Origin of the sequence: Promicromonospora sp. AC04 (assembly GCF_003058225.1) — a bacterium.
Lineage (GTDB): Bacteria > Actinomycetota > Actinomycetes > Actinomycetales > Cellulomonadaceae > Promicromonospora.
In genome coordinates, this window is record NZ_QBUG01000001.1 from 190,230 (window position 1) to 206,602 (window position 16,373).

Here is a 16,373-nt window from a genome sequence, read left to right on the forward strand (position 1 = left end):
TAAGTCACATGACAACAGTCGCGCAAGAACTTGACAGCAAGGTTATCGATTCGCGACAACCTTCACAGCAGCCGTAGAGGCGCGGACCACGAGCTCGGGCTCGAAGAGCAGCTCGTCGCGCGGCACGTCGCTGCCGTCGATGAGCGCCGCGAGCAGGTCGACGGCGGCCCGGCCCATCGGCTCGATCGGCTGGCGCACGGTGGTCAGGGCCGGGTCGGTGGAGTTCATCAGCGCGGAGTCGTCGTAGCCGACCACCGACACGTCCGCCGGGCACGACAGGCCGACCCGGCGCACCGCCCGGATCGCGCCGAGGGCGAGCGGGTCGCTGGCGCAGACGATCGCCGTGGCTCCGGCCTCGATGAGGCGGTTGGCCGCGGCCTGGCCGCTCTCCAGCGAGTACTGCGAGTGCGCAACCAGCTCGGCGCCGAGCTTCAGGTCGCGCCGCTTCGCGAACCGCTGCGCGGCGGCCAGCTTGCGCTCCGACGGCACGTGGTCGGCCGGGCCGAGCAACAGGCCGACCCGCTGGTGCCCCAGCGACGTGACGTGGCCCAGCGCCTGCTCCATCGCCACGAGGTCGTCGCAGGCGACGCGCGGGAAGGCAAGGTCCTCGATCGAGGCGTTCATGAGGACCACGGGCAGCCCGAGGTCCTCCAGCCGCCGGTAGTGCGCGTGGTCGGCCTCGCGCTCGGCGTAGAAGCCGCCCGCGAAGATCACGCCGGAGACCTGCTGCTGGAGCAGCAGGTCGATGTACTCGGCCTCGGTGACGCCGCCGGCCGTGCGGGTGCAGAGCACGGGGGTGAACCCGTGCTGCGCCAGCGCGCCGCCGATCACCTCCGCGAACGCGGGGAAGATCGGGTTGACGAGCTCCGGCAGGACCAGCCCGACGAGCTTGCCGCGGCTGCCCCGCAGCTTGGTGGGCCGTTCGTAGCCCAGCACGTCGAGGGCCGTGAGCACGGCGTCCCGGGTGCCCTGGGACACCCCGGGCTTTCCGTTGAGGACGCGACTGACCGTCGCCTCGCTCACGCCTACCTTTTTCGCCACGTCCGCCAGCCGTCTCGACATGACGTCGATCCTAGTACGGATCACGCAAACCGCTTGCAGGACTTGCGCAGTCCTGCAAGCGGCTTGCGTCGCTCGGACGCGCCAGGCGCACAGGTCGCCTTCCGTGACCTGTGCGCCTGAGACGTTCGGGTGCGGCCGAGGTCAGGACGCGACGGCGACCTGCCGCAGCTCCGTGGCGAGCTGCTCGTCCACGCGGCCGCGCAGGTGGGTACCCGTGGCGACGTGCTCGGTCAGGTCGATGTCACCGTGCTCGTGCACGCGGTGCACCAGGTCGCCCCGCTCGTACGGGACCACGAGGTCGATCTCGATACCCGGGCGCGGCAGCTCGGCCGCGATCCGGGCGCGCAGCTCGGCGATGCCCTCGCCGGAGTGCGCGGAGACGACGGCGGTGTGCCGCTCGCGCCGCTGGATCCGGCCCACGACCGTCGGGTCGGCGATGTCGGCCTTGTTCAGCACCACGATCTCGTGGACGTCCTCGAACGCCGGGATCTCGGACAGCACCTCGCGCACCGCGGCGATCTGCCCCTCCGGGTCCGGGTGGGACGCGTCGACCACGTGCAGCAGGATGTCGGCGTCGCCGACCTCCTCCAGCGTGGACCGGAACGCCTCGACGAGCTGGTGCGGCAGGTGCCGCACGAACCCGACCGTGTCCGTGAAGGTGTAGACGCGCCCGTCCTCGGTCTTGGTGCGGCGGACCGTCGGGTCCAGCGTGGCGAACAGCGCGTTCTGGACCAGCACGCCCGCGCCGGTCAGCGCGTTGAGCAGCGAGGACTTGCCCGCGTTCGTGTAGCCCGCAATGGCGACCGCCGGGATCGCGTTGCGCTTGCGGCTCAGCCGCTTGGTCTCGCGCGCCGGCTTCATCGCGGTGATCTCGCGCCGCAGCTTGGCCATCCGGTCGCGGATGCGCCGCCGGTCCAGCTCGATCTTGGTCTCACCGGGACCGCGCGAGCCCATGCCGGCGCCCGCGCCGCCCACCTGGCCACCGGCCTGGCGGGACATCGACTCGCCCCAGCCGCGCAGGCGCGGCAGCAGGTACTCGAGCTGCGCGAGCTCGACCTGCGCCTTGCCCTCACGGGACTTCGCGTGCTGCGCGAAGATGTCCAGGATCAGGGCCGTCCGGTCGACGACCTTCACCTTCACCACGTCCTCCAGCGCGCGGCGCTGGGAGGGCGCGAGCTCGCTGTCGACGATCACGGTGTCGGCACCCGTCGCCAGGACCACCTCGGCCAGCTCAAGGGCCTTGCCGGACCCCAGGTACGTGCCCGGGTCGGGCTTCTGCCGGCGCTGCAGCATGCCGTCCAGCACCTGGGAGCCTGCCGTCTCGGCCAGTGCGGCGAGCTCGCGCAGCGAGATCTCGGCGTCGCGGGCCGCGTGCTCGCCACCCGAGAACAGGCCGACGAGCACCACCTTCTCCAGGCGCAGCTGCCGGTACTCGACCTCGGTGACGTCCTCGAGCTCGGTCGACAGGCCGGCCACGCGGCGCAGGGCGGTGCGCTCCTCGAGGTCCAGCTGGTCGCCGTCGGCCACGGTGTGCACCGTGTCGCCGTCGGCACGTGCGGTCCCCGCCCGAGCGAGAACCCGTGCCACGACATCGTTCGCGATCGCCTGGGCGTCTGCCTGGGCTGCGCTGAGTTCGGGCGTCTCCTCTGCGGGGAGCTCGGGCTCTGTCGGGGTGTGGGTCATGTACTACCTAACTCTCGATGGTTCTTGCCTCTGTACAACAAGGGTCCCACGGCCGAAAGTCCCGCGGCTATGTCTTTCCCCACCGGCACGGCTCAGAAGTCCAGCCGCATCACGCGACGCCGCTTCGTCGGCCTGCTGACCTCCGTCAGACCCGCTGCCGCGAACGGGCCGGGCGTGCCGACGTTGACCTCGCCCCAGGAGACCTCCTGCCCCGGGCCGGGCACTATCGGGTACCCCTCGACCGCCTCGGCGCCGCGCTCCCGCGCGTGCCCGACGGCGGCCGCCGCCAGCTCGTACATCAGGCCCTGCTTGCGGTAGCCGACGCGGACGGCGAAGCAGGTGACCGCCCACACACCGTCGTCGTCCTTGTCCTCGTGCCGGCCCGCCCACGGGACCTGGCTGCCGCGGTACCGGACGAACTCGGTGCGGGGCGCCACCGCCACCCACCCGGCGGGCTCACCGTCGACGTAGGCGATCAGGGCGCCCGACGTCGGCGCTATGCCGCCCGCCTCGTCGGCGTCCGGTGCGGCGTCCGCGGCATCTGGTGCGGCGTCACCGGCCGGCCCCGCGTCGAGCTGCTCCCGCAGGTGGTGGGCGCGCTCCTCGACGGGCATGTACCACCAGGCGCGGTCGCCCAGCCGGATGCGCTGGCACTGGCAGTGGTGGGCGCCGCCGCGCGTGCCGAACACCGCCTGCACGTCGTCCCACCGGTCGGCGGTGGCCGGAACGATCTCCATGCCCGCAGGCTGGCACCGGTCGCGACGAGCGGCAAGCGCCTAGGATCGTGCGCGTGTCCACCGACCACTACTTCACCGCCCAGCCTGCCTCGGACGACGAGCGCCGCACTCGTATCGTCAACCTCGCCGGTCGCGAGCTGGAGGTCGAGGTCGCATCCGGTGTCTTCTCGCCCGGCGGGGTCGACAAGGGCACGGCGGTGCTGCTGGACCGGGCGCCGGCGCCTCCGCCGTCGGGCAACCTGCTCGACCTGGGGTGCGGCTGGGGGCCGATCACGATCCGCCTGGCGCTGGAGGCGCCGCACGCCACGGTGTGGGCGGTCGACGTCAACGAGCGCGCCCTCGACCTGGTGCGCCGCAATGCCGAGCGGCTCGGCCTGGCCAACGTCCGCGCGGCCCTGCCCGACGACGTGCCCGACGGCCTCGAGTTCGACGCGTGCTGGTCCAACCCGCCGATCCGCGTGGGCAAGCAGGCCCTGCACGACCTCCTGACGCGCTGGCTGCCCCGGCTGGCGGACGGCGCGGACGCGTGGCTGGTGGTGCAGAAGAACCTGGGCTCCGACTCGCTCGCGCGCTGGATCACCGACGCCCTGGGCCTTCAGGTGGACCGGGAGGCGTCGTCCAAGGGGTTCCGCGTCCTGCGGGTCGCGGGCTGACCCGTCCAGCGGTGGCTAGAGGGCGACCTGGCCGGAGTAGACCAGCTCCGCGGGTCCCGCGAGCTCGACGTTGCCGCCCGGCAGGACGCGAACCCGCACCTCGCCGCCCGGCACCTCGACGATCCACGTGTCGGGGGCGCCGTCGCCGGACGACCCGCCCTGCCAGGTGCGTACCGCGAGCGCCGCGGCGCAGGCGCCAGTGCCGCACGACGGCGTCTCGCCCACGCCGCGCTCGTGCACCCGCATACGCAGGCGGCCGACGACGCCGTCGGGCCCCTCCTCCTCGCCGAGCGGCACCACGAGCTCGACGTTGGTGCCGTGCGGCGGCGGGGGCGCGACCTCGGGGGCGTGGAAGAGCTCCAGCGACTCGAGCTCGTCGACGCTCGCGAGGGCGACCACGGTGTGCGGGTTGCCGAGGTCGACGCTCAGGGCCGGGCGGGGCGCGGTCCAGCCGCGGACGGCCACCCCGGCGTCGTACCCGTCGGCGGCCGCGGCCTCGCCGCCGGGCAGGAACCAGCGGCCCATGTCGACGGCGTACCAGCCGTTCGCCTCCTTGGTCACGCGCTTGACGCCGGCGCGCGTGCCGAGGCTGAGCGGGCCGGCGGACAGGTCGGCGAGCCCCTCCTGCTCCGCGAACGCCGCGAAGACGCGGACGCCGTTGCCGCACATCTCGGCGACCGAGCCGTCGGCGTTGTGGTAGTCCATGAACCACTCGGCCGTCGGGTCCTGTGCCAGGGCCTCCTGGGCGGCCTTCTCGCCCGCGCGGGCGAGGGCCGCGGTCGGCGCGAGCCGGATGACGCCGTCGCCGCCGATCCCGGCGCGGCGGTCGGCGAGCCGGCGCACGTCGTCCGGGCCGAGGTCGAGCAGCCCCTCGGGGTCCGCGATCAGCACGAAGTCGTTCTGCGTGCCGTGCCCCTTGGTGAAGGCGAGGGTGCCGGGCGTCGGGACGGAGGGCACAGGGCTGGTCGCGGGCTGCGTCATGATCCCAGGCTACGGCGCACCGGCTCGGTCCCGGCAACCGGCAGCGTCCCGGCGTCGGCGGCGGCCACGATCGCGAGCGCGTCGTCGAGCAGGTGCGGCGAGGCGGCGTCGAGCCAGTGCACGCGCGGGTCGCGCCCGAACCAGCCCATCTGCTTGCGGGCCAGGCGCCGTGTGTTCGCGGTGATCGCCTCCCTGGCCTCCGGCTCCGTGTACTCGCCGCGCCACCAGGCGAGCACCTCCGCGTAGCCGACGGCGCGGGCAGCGGTCACGCCCAGGCCGGATCCGGTGCCGCCCTGCTCGGGGCTCGCGAGGGCGCGCACCTCCTCGACGAGGCCGCCGTCCCACATCCGGTCCACGCGGCCGGCGACCCGCTGGTCCAGCACCTCGCGGGAGCAGTCCAGCCCGATCTGCACCGCGGGGCGCACGTACTCCTGGCGCGGCAGGTTGGCCGTGTACGGGCGGCCGGTGATCTCGATGACCTCCAGCGCGCGCACGATGCGGCGCGTGTTGTGCGGGCCGATGCTGTCGGCGGCCTGCGGGTCCAGCCGCGCCAGCTCGGCGTGCAGGGCGCGCCGGCCCTCGGCCTCGGCCCGCGCCTCGAGCCGTTCCCGGACGGCCGGGTCCGTCCCGGGAAAGTCCATCTGGTCCAGTAGCGCCCGGACGTACAGCCCCGACCCGCCGACGACGACGGCGCGCGCGCCGCGCCCGGCGATCGCGTCCAGGTCGGCGCGCGCCGCCTCCTGGTACCGGGCCACCGACGCGTCCTGCGCCGGGTCCAGCACGTCGAGCTGGTGGTGCACGATCCCGCGCCGCTCGGCCGGGGGCACCTTGGCCGTGCCGACGTCCATGCCGCGGTAGAGCTGGTAGGCGTCGGCGTTGACGATCTCGGCGTCGACGGTGGTGGCGGGGGCCACGGGAGTGGCGCCCAGCGCCTGGGCCAGGTCGAGCGCGAGGTCCGACTTCCCGGTGGCGGTGGGCCCCACGACGGCGACGACGATCACGCGGCCACTTTACGGGCCGACGCCGATGCGCGGGCCGATGCGTCGGCGGACGCCGGGCCGGCCCCGGAAGAGCCTTACGACAGGACGGTCACCCGGTACTCCGGCGGCAGGTGCTCGTGCGACTGGCCGAAGGCCTGGACCTCCGCGGCCCAGGCGTCGGCCCCCGCGGCGCGCAGCACGGCCCGGATACCGTCCGTCAGTGCGTCGGGGCCGCTGTCCAGCCCGCCTGGTGCTCCCCCGCCTGCGACCACCAGGCAGTCGGCTTGACGCAGCAGGTCGACGGACCCGGCATCCGGCTCGGCCCCGCCCGGCGGGACCTCCAGCGTCTCGACGTCCGCGGCTCGTGTGCCGAGCACGTCCGCGAGCGCCAGCAGCGCCACGGAGGCGCCGGTGCCCGCGGCCGGGAGCTCGCTGTCCGCCCAGGGTCCGCCCGCCCCGGCGTCGGGCAGCCAGCGGTCACCGATGCCGGAACCCGCCAGCGACGGGCGCATCCGGCCCCGCCGGTGCGCGGTGCCGTGCGCCAGGACCAGCGGTACCCGGCCGCCGGCGGTGAGCCCCGCCAGGGCGGCCGCCACTGCGCCGCGGACGCGCGCGAGCGGGTCGGCCCCCAGGCCCGGGACGAGGCCCGGCACGAGCAGCGGGGTCGCAGGCAGGATCACGGCGCGCACGATCGTGAAAGTAGCACCAGGCGCGGCCGCAGGCGGTTCCTGGACGATTCCACCCGCTTTCCGCCCGAAGGGCGCAGCGGGAGAACGGGTCTGGCGGGTACTGTGGGCTGGTGAGGTTCTTCGGGTCACGACGCCGGAACACGGCGGGCGACGGCGACCGTGCGGCCACCAGCCCGCAACAGCCCGAGCCCAGGGAACTCGACGACGACGAGCTGCGGGCACAGGTCGAAGGGGTGCTGCTCCGGGAGCTCACGGGCGGTCTCGACGATCCATCCTCCATTCCTGAACCGCTGACTCGCGACCGTGTCGTCGAGTGGCTGGGCGAGAACGGGTTCAGCTACTTCGTGGACTCCGAGGGCGACGTCGGCGGGCTGTGGCACGGCTGGCTGTTCTACTTCCTCATGGTCGGCGAGAGCTCCGAGGTGCTGCAGGTGCGCGGGCAGTGGCACCGGGACCTCACGATCGAGCGGCTCGAGGAGATCCTCGAGCTCTGCAACGAGTGGAACGCCGAGCGCATCTGGCCCAAGACGTACGTCCGCGTGCGCGACAACGGGGCAGTGCTCGTCTACACCGAGGTCACGGTCGACCTGGAGCACGGCGTCACGGAGGACCAGCTGGACCAGCTGCTGCAGTGCGGGCTGACCACCGGGTCCATGTTCTTCGAGCATCTCGACCAGACGTTCCCCGACCCGCTGAGGTCCGCGCCATGAGCCCGCCGCGGAGCGGGGGCGGCGCCGGCCGCTGGCTCGCCCGACTGCTCAACCCGCGGCCGCCGGCCGCGCGGCGCACGTCCGGCACGCAGACCCGCACGCTCGCGAACGTTCAGGTCGAGAAGCCGCGGCCGCTGAGCACGCAGCGCGTCGGCGACGACCTCTCCCGTCGCGGCTACCGGTTCCGTATCGACGACGACGGCGACGTCACCGGAACCTGGGACGGCAACCGGTTCTGGTTCCTGCTGCTCGGCGAGCACGACGAGATCCTGCAGGTGCGCGGCCGCTGGGCCGGTGCACTGCCGGCCGGCGCGCGCCTGGCGGTGCTGCAGGCCGCGAACGACTGGAACCGCGAGCGCATCTGGCCCAAGGTCTACACGCGTGAGGAAGGCGCGGGGCTCGCCCTGTACGCCGAGGTGTCGGTGGACTTCGAGCACGGTGCCACCGAGGACCAGCTCGCCCAGACCGTGTCGTGCGGGCTGGTCACGGCCAGCCAGTTCTTCTCCACTGTCGCGTCGCTGGCGCCGCCGCCCGACGAGCCGTCAGCGGACGAGCCGTCGTCGGACGAGAAGTAGCATCGCCGTACGAACCCGATGGGGACCTCTCCCCATTCCCCTTTGTCGTTCTGTTGTCGCAGGCCAGGTACGGTTCTGACCAGTTGACGGCCGGACGAGCGGGTAGGAGAACCAATGGGTGAGATGTGGGGTGCCGACCTCGAACAGCTGCGCGCCCTCGCACGGGAGCTCGACGCGGCATCGCAGTCGCTCGACAACACCATCAGCGAGGTCACGTCCGTGCTGTCGAGCGTGGCGTGGCTGGGGCCCGGCGGCGACCAGTTCCGCGAGGAGTGGGACGGCGATCACGCGCCGTCGATCCGCGTGGCCGCGACCGGTCTCGCCGAGGCGAAGACCGCGGTCGAGCGCAACGCGGACGCCCAGGAGCAGACGAGCAACGACTACGCGGGCGGCGGTGCGGCCGGCAGCGGCGCCGGTGCCTTTGCCGGTGCCTCGGCTTCCGGCACCGCCCCCACGTCCGGGGGCGGCGACGACGGGAACTGGGCCCAGACGGTCCTTGACGTCGTCGGAGGCGCCAACTGGGCGGCCACCGTCGGTGGTCTGCTCCACAACGGCATCGAGCTCGGGGCGCGCTGGGGCCAAGGCATCTGGGGTGTCGCCGACGCCCTCCCGGGTGGCTGGGGCGGAGCCATCGGCACCGCGGGCAAGGCCTTCGCCTGGGGGTCGGTCGCGTTCGGTGCGTTCCAGCTGGGCCAGGGCATCGGCTCGGGTGACTACTGGATGGCGGGCGACGGCGCCATCAGCGCCGGGCTCGGCGTCGGCGGTCTGCTCGTCGCGGCCGGCCTGGTCTCCAACCCCGTCGGCTGGGCGATCCTGGGTGCGGGCGCGGCCTGGGCCGTCACCGACCTCCTCGTGGACGGCAACATCACCGAGGGCGCCTGGAACGCAGCGTCCGACGCCGCAGGCTGGGTCGGGGACACGGCCGGGGACATCGCCGACGGCGCGGGCGAGCTGGCGGGCGACGTCCTCGACGCGGGCGGCGACCTCATCGACGGTGCGGCGGACCTCTTACCGTGGTGACGAACCCCCGGTCCACGAGCACCGGCCTTGACCTGAAAGAATTGCGGCCGTCCGGCCCGACGAGGAGGAACCGATGACTGAGCAGGACACCACAGGAGGCCCCGGCCGCCGTGCGGACCAGGCGATCGAGCTGACCGGCTTCGAGCTCCTCAGCCTGTTGTCGCTGGGCGACGACGCCTCGGCCAAGAAGACGCGGGAGTCGCTGCGCCTGCCCGAGGTCCCCGAGGGCTCACCGCTCCTCGGTGCGGGCCTCAGCTCGCTGATCGTGCGGAAGATGGCCACCGTCGACGACGCCGGGGTGCTCACCCCGCAGGGCCCCGTCCTCGCGCTGGCCGCGGTCCTGAACCGCGCCACCGAGTGGATCGAGGCCGCCGGCGTGTCCGGCGAGACCAACCACGTCGCGCTCCTGGTCAAGTCGCCCGACGGCGCCGCCCTGATCGAGCCCAAGCCGTACGGCATCTGGCAGGCGCTGCCCGTGCCCGCCAACGACCGTCTGATCGACGTCGCCTCGCGCTACGTCCGCGCCACCTTCAAGGACATCACGACCCTGCCGTTCGCGGGGAGCATCAAGGTCATCGCGCAGGCCGGAGCACCGGCCGGCGACCGCGCCGCAGCCGTCCGGATCGGCGAGGACAAGGCCTGGGAGATCTCCAGCGGCCCGGTGGAACGCCTCCCCAAGCCCGTCCCGGTCGAGGCGGACCCCACGTTCGCGGTCCTGGCCAAGGCACTCGCGTGACCGCACCGTCCAAGGACCGCTGGTCCGACGGAGGCGACCCCGCCAAGGCGCGCCGCCTCGCGGTGATGTGGGTGTTCTTCGCCGTGGTGATGTGGGCCGGAGCCGGGCTCACCTGGTTCGCGTGGTGGGTCGCCCAGGCGGGGAACTACCAGAACAACTATCGCGGGTTCAACGCGGGCGACGGTTTCCCGTGGGTCTTCGTGATCCTGTGCGTCGTCGCCGGTGCGTGCTGCCTGCCGGTCGCACTCGCGCAGCGGGCCAGGGCCCGCCACCTGGAGCAGGGCTCGCAGGACGGCTGACCTCGCGGCGCCGGCTCCCGCGGCGCGGCGCCGGCGCCGCGGCGTCAGCGGCGCCGCGCTGCGGCGTCAGCGGCGCAGGAACGTGGCCTCGGCGGTCCAGGAACGCGGGCGTCAGCGGCGCAGGGTCGGCAGGCCCAGCGAGACCGGGCCCGACGGCGCGGGCGTGCCGTGCGAGTGCTCGTCCTCTCCCCCGCCCAGGCGCGCCTTCTCACGGGCCGCCCAGGCGTCGCCCGAGCGCGTGCGGCGCACCGTCAGCGGTCCGGCCGCTGCGGGGTCGGCGATCAGGTGGTGCGGGGCGGCCTTCGTCACGGTCACGGTCACCATGTCGCCGGGACGCGGTACGCCCGCGGGCACGACGTCGGACAGGCGCGGGTCGTCGAGGCTGGTCGGCGCCTGCGTGAGGTCGGTGTCGGCGAGGTGCGTGCCCGAGCCGGCCGGGGCGCCGTCGGGCAGCGCGAAGTGCACCAGGCGGTTGTCCGCGGCGCGCCCCGACAGGCGGTGCCTGGCACCGTCCTTCCGGCCGGAGCCCTCAGCGACGAGGACCTCGAGCGTGCGCCCGACCTGCCGCCCCGCCTCTTCGCCGCCGATGCGCTCCTGCAGGGCGAGCAGGCGCTCGAACCGCTCCTGCACGACCTCCTTGGGCAGCTGGTCGTCCATCGTCGCGGCCGGCGTGCCGGGGCGCGGCGAGTACTGGAAGCTGAACGCCGAGCTGAACCGGGACGCCTCGACCACGCGCATGGTCTCGAGGAAGTCCTCCTCGGTCTCGCCCGGGAAGCCGACGATGATGTCGGTGGTGATCGAGGCGTCGGGCATGGCGGCGCGGACGCGGTCGAGGATGCCGAGGAACTTCTCCGAGCGGTACGAGCGGCGCATCGCGCGCAGGATCCGGTCGGAGCCGGACTGGAGCGGCATGTGCAGCTGCGGCATCACGTTCGGCGTCTCGGCCATGGCGGCGATGACGTCGTCGGTGAACGCGGCCGGGTGCGGGGACGTGAACCGGACGCGCTCCAGGCCCTCGATCCGGCCGCAGGCACGCAGCAGCTTGGCGAACGCCCCGCGGTCGCCGAACTCGACGCCGTAGCTGTTCACGTTCTGCCCCAGCAGCGTCACCTCGATGGCCCCGGCGGCCACGAGCGCCTCGACCTCGGCGAGGATCTCCCCCGGCCGGCGGTCGCGCTCCTTGCCGCGCAGGTGCGGCACTATGCAGAAGGTGCAGGTGTTGTTGCAGCCCACCGAGATGCTGACCCAGCCGGCGTAGACGGACTCGCGCCTGGTCGGCAGCGTGGACGGGAAGACCTGCAGCGACTCCGCGATCTCGACCTGTGCCGCCTCGTTGTGCCGGGCGCGCTCCAGCAGCACCGGCAGGGCGTCCAGGTTGTGCGTGCCGAAGACGACGTCGACCCACGGCGCCTTCGCGACGATGTCGCCGCGGTCCTTCTGGGCCAGGCACCCGCCGACGGCGATCTGCATGCCCGGGCGCGTGGCCTTGATGCCCGCGAGCTGGCCGAGGTTCCCGTACAGCTTGTTGGCGGCGTTCTCGCGCACGGCGCACGTGTTGATCACGACGACGTCGGCGGCGTTCGCGGCCTCGTCCTGGCTGGACGCGCGGGTGTAGCCGGCCTGTTCGAGCATGCCGGCCATGTGCTCCGAGTCGTGCACGTTCATCTGGCAGCCGAGGGTGCGCACCAGGTAGGTGCGCGGCGGCAGCTCGGGCGCGTGGTCGCGGACGGCGGTGTCGGTCGCGGCGGCGTCGAGCGGGGCTGGGGGGAGGGCGGTCGTGGACATCCCGTCGATCTTACGACCCCGTGGGCTCGCGCCGAACAATGCGGTTCACGCCCATAGCGGGCATCTGTTACCGAAACGTTGTGCTGGGATGACCGGTCGACTTGGCCGTTGAAACATCGGATCGTTAGGTTCAAGGAATGGACCAGAGCACCTCGACCACCGGCCAACCGGCGGCCGACGACACCGCGGACGCTCCGACGTCGGACCGCGTCCTCGGGGCGCCCCTCGTAGAGCTGGAGCACGTGAACAAGCACTTCGGTGCACTGCACGTCTTGCAGGACATCGACCTCACCGTCCGCAAGGGCGAGGTGCTGGTCGTGATCGGCCCGTCGGGCTCCGGCAAGTCGACGCTGTGCCGGGCGATCAACCGCCTGGAGACCATCGACGACGGCTCCATCGCCATCGACGGCCAGACCTTGCCCGAGGAGGGCAAGGCCCTGGCGCAGCTGCGCGCAGAGGTCGGCATGGTCTTCCAGTCGTTCAACCTCTTCGCGCACAAGACCGTCATCGACAACGTGACGCTCGGGCCGCGCAAGGTGCGCGGTCTGTCCAAGAAGGCCGCCGAGGCCGAGGCCATGACCCTCCTGGAGCGGGTGGGCGTGGGCAACCAGGCGCGCAAGATGCCCGCCCAGCTGTCGGGCGGGCAGCAGCAGCGTGTGGCGATCGCGCGCGCCCTGGCGATGCACCCCAAGGTCATGCTCTTCGACGAGCCGACGTCCGCCCTCGACCCCGAGATGATCAACGAGGTGCTCGACGTCATGGTCGCACTCGCCGAGGAGGGCATGACCATGATCGTCGTCACCCACGAGATGGGCTTCGCCCGCAAGGCCGCGCACCGCGTGGTCTTCATGGCGGACGGCCAGATCGTCGAGGAGGCTCCGCCGGAGGAGTTCTTCACCGCGCCCAAGAGCGACCGGGCCCGCGACTTCCTCTCCAAGATCCTCACCCACTGAACTTTCACTGACTGATCCCAGCCAAGGGTTCCGTACCGGATCCCGCACTACCGAAGGGGAATCATGCGCAAGCACACCATGGGGCTGCTGGCAATGGCGGCGGCCTCCACTCTGGCACTTTCCGCATGTGGCGGCGCCGAGGTCGGCGGCGAGCCGGCGGGCGAAGACACCGCCACCGCGGGCGGCGACACCATCCGCATCGGCATCAAGTACGACCAGCCGGGCCTGGGCCTGCAGGACGGCGACACGTTCACGGGCTTCGACACCGACGTCGCCCGCTACGTCGCGAACGAGCTCGGCTACTCCGAGGACCAGATCGAGTTCGTCGAGACCATCTCGGCCAACCGCGAGACGGCGCTGCAGAACGGCGACGTCGACATGATCTTCGCCACCTACTCGATCAACGACGAGCGCAAGGAGCTCATCGACTTCGCCGGCCCGTACTTCGTCGCCGGCCAGGACCTGCTCGTCGCGGCCGACAACACCGACATCACCGGCCCGGAGACCCTCGAGGGCAAGAACCTCTGCTCGGTCACCGGGTCGACCTCGGCAGAGAACATCAAGACGGACTACGCCGAGGGCGTGCAGCTCGTGGAGCGCGGCGGCTACGCCGAGTGCGCCACCGCCCTCGCCTCGGGCGCGGTCGACGCCGTCACCACTGACGACATCATCCTGGCCGGCCTGGCCGCCACCGAGGAGAACGCCGGCAAGTTCAAGGTCGTCGGCGCGCCCTTCTCCGAGGAGCGCTACGGCGTGGGTCTGCCCGACGGCAGCACGGAGACCTGCGAGGAGGTCAACGCCGCGATCACCAAGATGATCGAGGACGGCACCTGGGAGGAGCTGGTGACCACGAACACCGAGGGCACCGGCTACACGCCGGACGCCGACCTGAACCCGCCGACGGTCGACGCCTGCGAGTGACCTGCTGACCTTCTGATCACCGGGCCCGACGCCGGACCGCCCGCCTCTCCGTGCGGCTGCCGGTCCGGCGTCGGGCACGTCCGGCGTCGTCGGCCCGTGCCGCTACGCCCTTGACCATCCCTCCTGAAAGGTGACCGTGGACGACTTCCTCGCCGGGTTCGCCGAGCTCTTCGCCCGGTACGACGTCCTTGGCGCGTTCTGGGTCAATATCCAGCTCACGTTCTGGGCCGCAATCCTGTCCCTGCTCCTCGGCTCCGTGCTCGCGCTGATGCGCATCTCCCCGATCCCATCGCTCCAGTGGGCCGGCACCGCCTACGTGACCGTCTTCCGGAACACGCCGCTGACGATCATCCTCACGTTCATGTACCTGGTGGTGTTCTCGCAGCTCGGGCTCAAGCTGTCGGACGATCTCGAGACCACGTTCTTCTGGTTCGCGGTGATCGGCCTGTCGGTCTATCACGCCGCGTTCGTCTGCGAGGCCATCCGGTCCGGCGTGAACACGGTGCCGGTGGGACAGGCCGAGGCCGCGCGTGCCATCGGCCTCTCGTTCCTGCCGGCGGCACGCCTGGTGATCTTCCCGCAGGCGTTCCGCGGGGCCATCGCGCCGCTCGGCAACACGCTCATCGCGCTGCTGAAGAACTCGACCGTTGCCGCCGCGGCCTCGGTCGCCACGGAGACGTCGTCGCTGATGAGGACCATGATCGAGTTCCGACCCGACCTCATGGTCGCGATCTTCCTGACCTTTGCCATCGGCTACGTGATCCTGGTGATCCCGATCGGCGTGGGCACCACCTGGCTGTCCCAGCGACTGGCGGTGAAGCGATGAGCGCGTCCGTCCTCTTCGACGCCCCGGGCCCCCGCGGCCGGGCCGTGTCCGCCGTCGGCAACGTCGTCGCCGCCCTCGCGGTGCTCGCCGGACTGGGCTGGTTGGTCTCGGTCCTGGCCGCCAAGGGCCAGTTCGAGCCGTCGCTCTGGCAGAACGCCGTCTCCGCCGAGGCCTGGCAGTTCTACTACCTGCCGGGCCTGCAGAACACGCTCCGCTCGGCGATGTTCGCCACGGTGGGCGCAGTCGTGTTCGGCATCGTCTTCGGCGTCGGACGCCTGTCGCGCAACCGTGCGGTCCGGTGGATCTCCGGCGTGGTCGTGGAGTTCTTCCGCGCGGTGCCCGTGCTGCTCATGATGATCTTCTTCTACATGTTCTTCTCGGCGCAGGCGCAGTGGATCGCCGACCGGCCGTTCGCCGCGGTGGTGGTGGCCCTCGTCCTGTACAACGGCTCCGTCATCGCGGAGCTGGTCCGGGCCGGGGTCGGGAACCTGCCGAAGGGGCAGGGCGAGGCAGGGCTGGCGATTGGTCTGACTCCCGGGCAGACGCTCCGCTCGGTCCAGCTTCCGCAGGCTCTGGTCGCCATGCTCCCTGCGATGGTGTCTCAGCTCGTGGTGGTCCTCAAGGACTCGGCGCTCGGCCAGTTCATCCTGTACTCCGAGCTGCTCCGGTCGGCCCAGATCCTCTCGGCCAAGGAGCAGAACCCGCTGCAGGCGCTGGTCGTCGTGGCGATCGTGTTCATCCTGATCAACTGGTTGCTCACCGTCGCGGCGCACCGGCTCGCAAGGCTGCTGTCCAGCCGCACGGCGGGGGAAACGGTCGAGGGCACCGGCATCGGCAACCCGACCGCGGTCGGCGGGTTCGTCGGTGGCGGCCCGGGTCCGGGAGCGGGTGGCGGCGGCGGCGTCTGACGGGCTACCGCCGACAGCTGCGCCAGAGGCGCTCCAGCACTTGTGCTGGAGCGCCTCTGGCGTGACGCGGCTCTGGCGTGACGCGGCTCTGGCGTGACGCGGCTCTGGCGTGACGCGGCTCTGGCGTGACGCGGCTCTGGAGTGACGTGGCTCTGGAGTGACGTGGCTCTGGCGTGACGCGGGTGTCCGAGTGCGGCGCGTTTTCGCCCCGATCCGGGGTGCGCGGCGGCTCAGTCGATGTCGACACCCATCAGATCGTCCGTCTCCTCGCCCTCCGCGGCGAGCGCGTCGCGGACGAGCTCGAACGCCAGCCCGGGCGCGTAGCCCTTCCGGGCGAGCGAGCCGACGGCGCGGCGTACCCGCACCTGCCGGTCGAGGCTGCGCGTGCGCGTGATCAGCTTGGTGGCCAGCTTCGCGCCCGCTACCCGCTCGTCGTCGGGGTCGAGCTGGTCCAGCGCATCGGTGGCCGTGTCCTCGTCGATGCCCCGCCGGCGCAGCTCCGCGGCGATACCGCGGCGAGCGAGCCCCCGCTCGGCGTGCCGGGTGCGGACGATGGTCTCCGCGTAGGTCGCGTCGTCCACCAGGCCCACCTCGTCGAATCGGTCGAGCACCTGCACGACGACGTCCTCCGGGTACCCCTTGCGGGCCAGCGACTGCTCGAGCTCGCGGCGGGACCGCTGCGCGGCCGTCAGGATACGGAGGACTACCTCGCGGGCCTTCTCGACGGCGTCGTCCCGGCTGATCTCGCCGGCCTCCATGCGCTCCGCGACGGTTCGCCGGGGTGCTTGTTCGGCGCTGTCCCGACGCCCGAAGCCGCCCTTTCGGGCGGCCGGATGGCCCCGACGCTTCCCCACG

18 protein-coding genes are annotated in these 16,373 nt (G+C 72.3%); 10 read left to right on the forward strand and 8 right to left on the reverse strand.

What is annotated here, in order from left to right; translation table 11 throughout:
• Window positions 1-42 precede the first annotated feature (42 nt).
• The 3 genes from C8K30_RS00770 to C8K30_RS00780 form a co-directional block, all read right to left on the reverse strand.
• Entirely contained in the window at window positions 43-1,062 is a 1,020-nt protein-coding gene (locus C8K30_RS00770; RefSeq protein ID WP_108490995.1) for a LacI family DNA-binding transcriptional regulator, read from the reverse strand.
• A gap of 141 nt (window positions 1,063-1,203) precedes the next feature.
• Complete coding sequence (hflX, locus tag C8K30_RS00775) at window positions 1,204-2,745, reverse strand: GTPase HflX (RefSeq protein WP_108490996.1); 1,542 nt, start codon at window positions 2,743-2,745, stop codon at window positions 1,204-1,206.
• 92 nt (window positions 2,746-2,837) lie between these two features.
• Window positions 2,838-3,482 (reverse strand): GNAT family N-acetyltransferase, encoded by a 645-nt coding sequence (locus C8K30_RS00780; RefSeq protein WP_108490997.1) that lies wholly within the window; start codon window positions 3,480-3,482, stop codon window positions 2,838-2,840.
• Between the two features lie 53 nt (window positions 3,483-3,535).
• On the opposite strand from C8K30_RS00780, the gene C8K30_RS00785 reads away from it, so the two are divergent.
• On the forward strand, window positions 3,536-4,135 hold the full coding sequence (locus C8K30_RS00785; protein WP_108490998.1) for a class I SAM-dependent methyltransferase: 600 nt from the start codon (window positions 3,536-3,538) through the stop codon (window positions 4,133-4,135).
• Between the two features lie 15 nt (window positions 4,136-4,150).
• Here the strand turns inward: C8K30_RS00785 and dapF are convergent, their stop codons facing one another.
• The 3 genes from dapF to C8K30_RS00800 form a co-directional block, all read right to left on the reverse strand.
• Window positions 4,151-5,116 carry a diaminopimelate epimerase gene (gene dapF, locus C8K30_RS00790; protein ID WP_108490999.1) on the reverse strand — a complete coding sequence of 322 codons (966 nt, stop codon included), beginning with the start codon at window positions 5,114-5,116 and terminating at the stop codon, window positions 4,151-4,153.
• Complete coding sequence (gene miaA / locus C8K30_RS00795; RefSeq protein WP_108491000.1) at window positions 5,113-6,117, reverse strand: tRNA (adenosine(37)-N6)-dimethylallyltransferase MiaA; 1,005 nt, start codon at window positions 6,115-6,117, stop codon at window positions 5,113-5,115. Before miaA ends, dapF begins: the two co-directional genes overlap by 4 nt.
• A gap of 74 nt (window positions 6,118-6,191) precedes the next feature.
• Window positions 6,192-6,785, reverse strand: coding sequence for a hypothetical protein (locus tag C8K30_RS00800; RefSeq protein ID WP_108491001.1), 594 nt, complete (start codon window positions 6,783-6,785; stop codon window positions 6,192-6,194).
• 110 nt (window positions 6,786-6,895) lie between these two features.
• Between C8K30_RS00800 and C8K30_RS00805 the strand changes: the two genes are divergently transcribed.
• The 5 genes from C8K30_RS00805 (at window position 6,896) to C8K30_RS00825 (ending at window position 10,125) form a co-directional block, all read left to right on the forward strand.
• Complete coding sequence (locus C8K30_RS00805; RefSeq protein WP_233256899.1) at window positions 6,896-7,495, forward strand: YbjN domain-containing protein; 600 nt, start codon at window positions 6,896-6,898, stop codon at window positions 7,493-7,495.
• Window positions 7,492-8,070 carry a YbjN domain-containing protein gene (locus C8K30_RS00810; RefSeq protein WP_108491002.1) on the forward strand — a complete coding sequence of 193 codons (579 nt, stop codon included), beginning with the start codon at window positions 7,492-7,494 and terminating at the stop codon, window positions 8,068-8,070. Before C8K30_RS00805 ends, C8K30_RS00810 begins: the two co-directional genes overlap by 4 nt.
• Window positions 8,071-8,184: 114 nt before the next feature.
• Window positions 8,185-9,090 (forward strand): WXG100 family type VII secretion target, encoded by a 906-nt coding sequence (locus C8K30_RS00815; protein WP_108491003.1) that lies wholly within the window; start codon window positions 8,185-8,187, stop codon window positions 9,088-9,090.
• Between the two features lie 73 nt (window positions 9,091-9,163).
• Window positions 9,164-9,826 (forward strand): hypothetical protein, encoded by a 663-nt coding sequence (locus tag C8K30_RS00820; protein WP_108491004.1) that lies wholly within the window; start codon window positions 9,164-9,166, stop codon window positions 9,824-9,826.
• The gene (locus C8K30_RS00825) at window positions 9,823-10,125 is read left to right on the forward strand and encodes a hypothetical protein (protein ID WP_108491005.1); all 303 of its coding nucleotides are present in this window, start codon (window positions 9,823-9,825) and stop codon (window positions 10,123-10,125) included. Before C8K30_RS00820 ends, C8K30_RS00825 begins: the two co-directional genes overlap by 4 nt.
• Before the next feature lie 111 nt (window positions 10,126-10,236).
• On the opposite strand, the gene miaB is transcribed toward C8K30_RS00825, so the two are convergent.
• A complete protein-coding gene (miaB, locus tag C8K30_RS00830) occupies window positions 10,237-11,910 on the reverse strand; it encodes a tRNA (N6-isopentenyl adenosine(37)-C2)-methylthiotransferase MiaB (protein WP_108491006.1) in 1,674 nt (557 codons plus the stop codon).
• Window positions 11,911-12,047: 137 nt separating this feature from the next.
• Between miaB and C8K30_RS00835 the strand changes: the two genes are divergently transcribed.
• The 4 genes from C8K30_RS00835 to C8K30_RS00850 all read left to right on the forward strand — a co-directional run bounded on the left by C8K30_RS00835 (window position 12,048) and on the right by C8K30_RS00850 (window position 15,518).
• Window positions 12,048-12,863 carry an amino acid ABC transporter ATP-binding protein gene (locus C8K30_RS00835; RefSeq protein ID WP_233256900.1) on the forward strand — a complete coding sequence of 272 codons (816 nt, stop codon included), beginning with the start codon at window positions 12,048-12,050 and terminating at the stop codon, window positions 12,861-12,863.
• Between the two features lie 63 nt (window positions 12,864-12,926).
• Window positions 12,927-13,784, forward strand: a complete 858-nt coding sequence (locus C8K30_RS00840; protein ID WP_108491007.1) for a glutamate ABC transporter substrate-binding protein — start codon at window positions 12,927-12,929, stop codon at window positions 13,782-13,784.
• Between the two features lie 136 nt (window positions 13,785-13,920).
• On the forward strand, window positions 13,921-14,610 hold the full coding sequence (locus C8K30_RS00845; RefSeq protein WP_108491836.1) for an amino acid ABC transporter permease: 690 nt from the start codon (window positions 13,921-13,923) through the stop codon (window positions 14,608-14,610).
• Window positions 14,607-15,518, forward strand: coding sequence for an amino acid ABC transporter permease (locus tag C8K30_RS00850; RefSeq protein WP_108491008.1), 912 nt, complete (start codon window positions 14,607-14,609; stop codon window positions 15,516-15,518). The genes C8K30_RS00845 and C8K30_RS00850 overlap by 4 nt, the downstream gene beginning before the upstream one ends.
• 230 nt (window positions 15,519-15,748) lie before the next feature.
• Here the strand turns inward: C8K30_RS00850 and C8K30_RS00855 are convergent, their stop codons facing one another.
• Complete coding sequence (locus tag C8K30_RS00855) at window positions 15,749-16,372, reverse strand: regulatory protein RecX (protein ID WP_108491009.1); 624 nt, start codon at window positions 16,370-16,372, stop codon at window positions 15,749-15,751.
• Window position 16,373 lies beyond the last annotated feature (1 nt).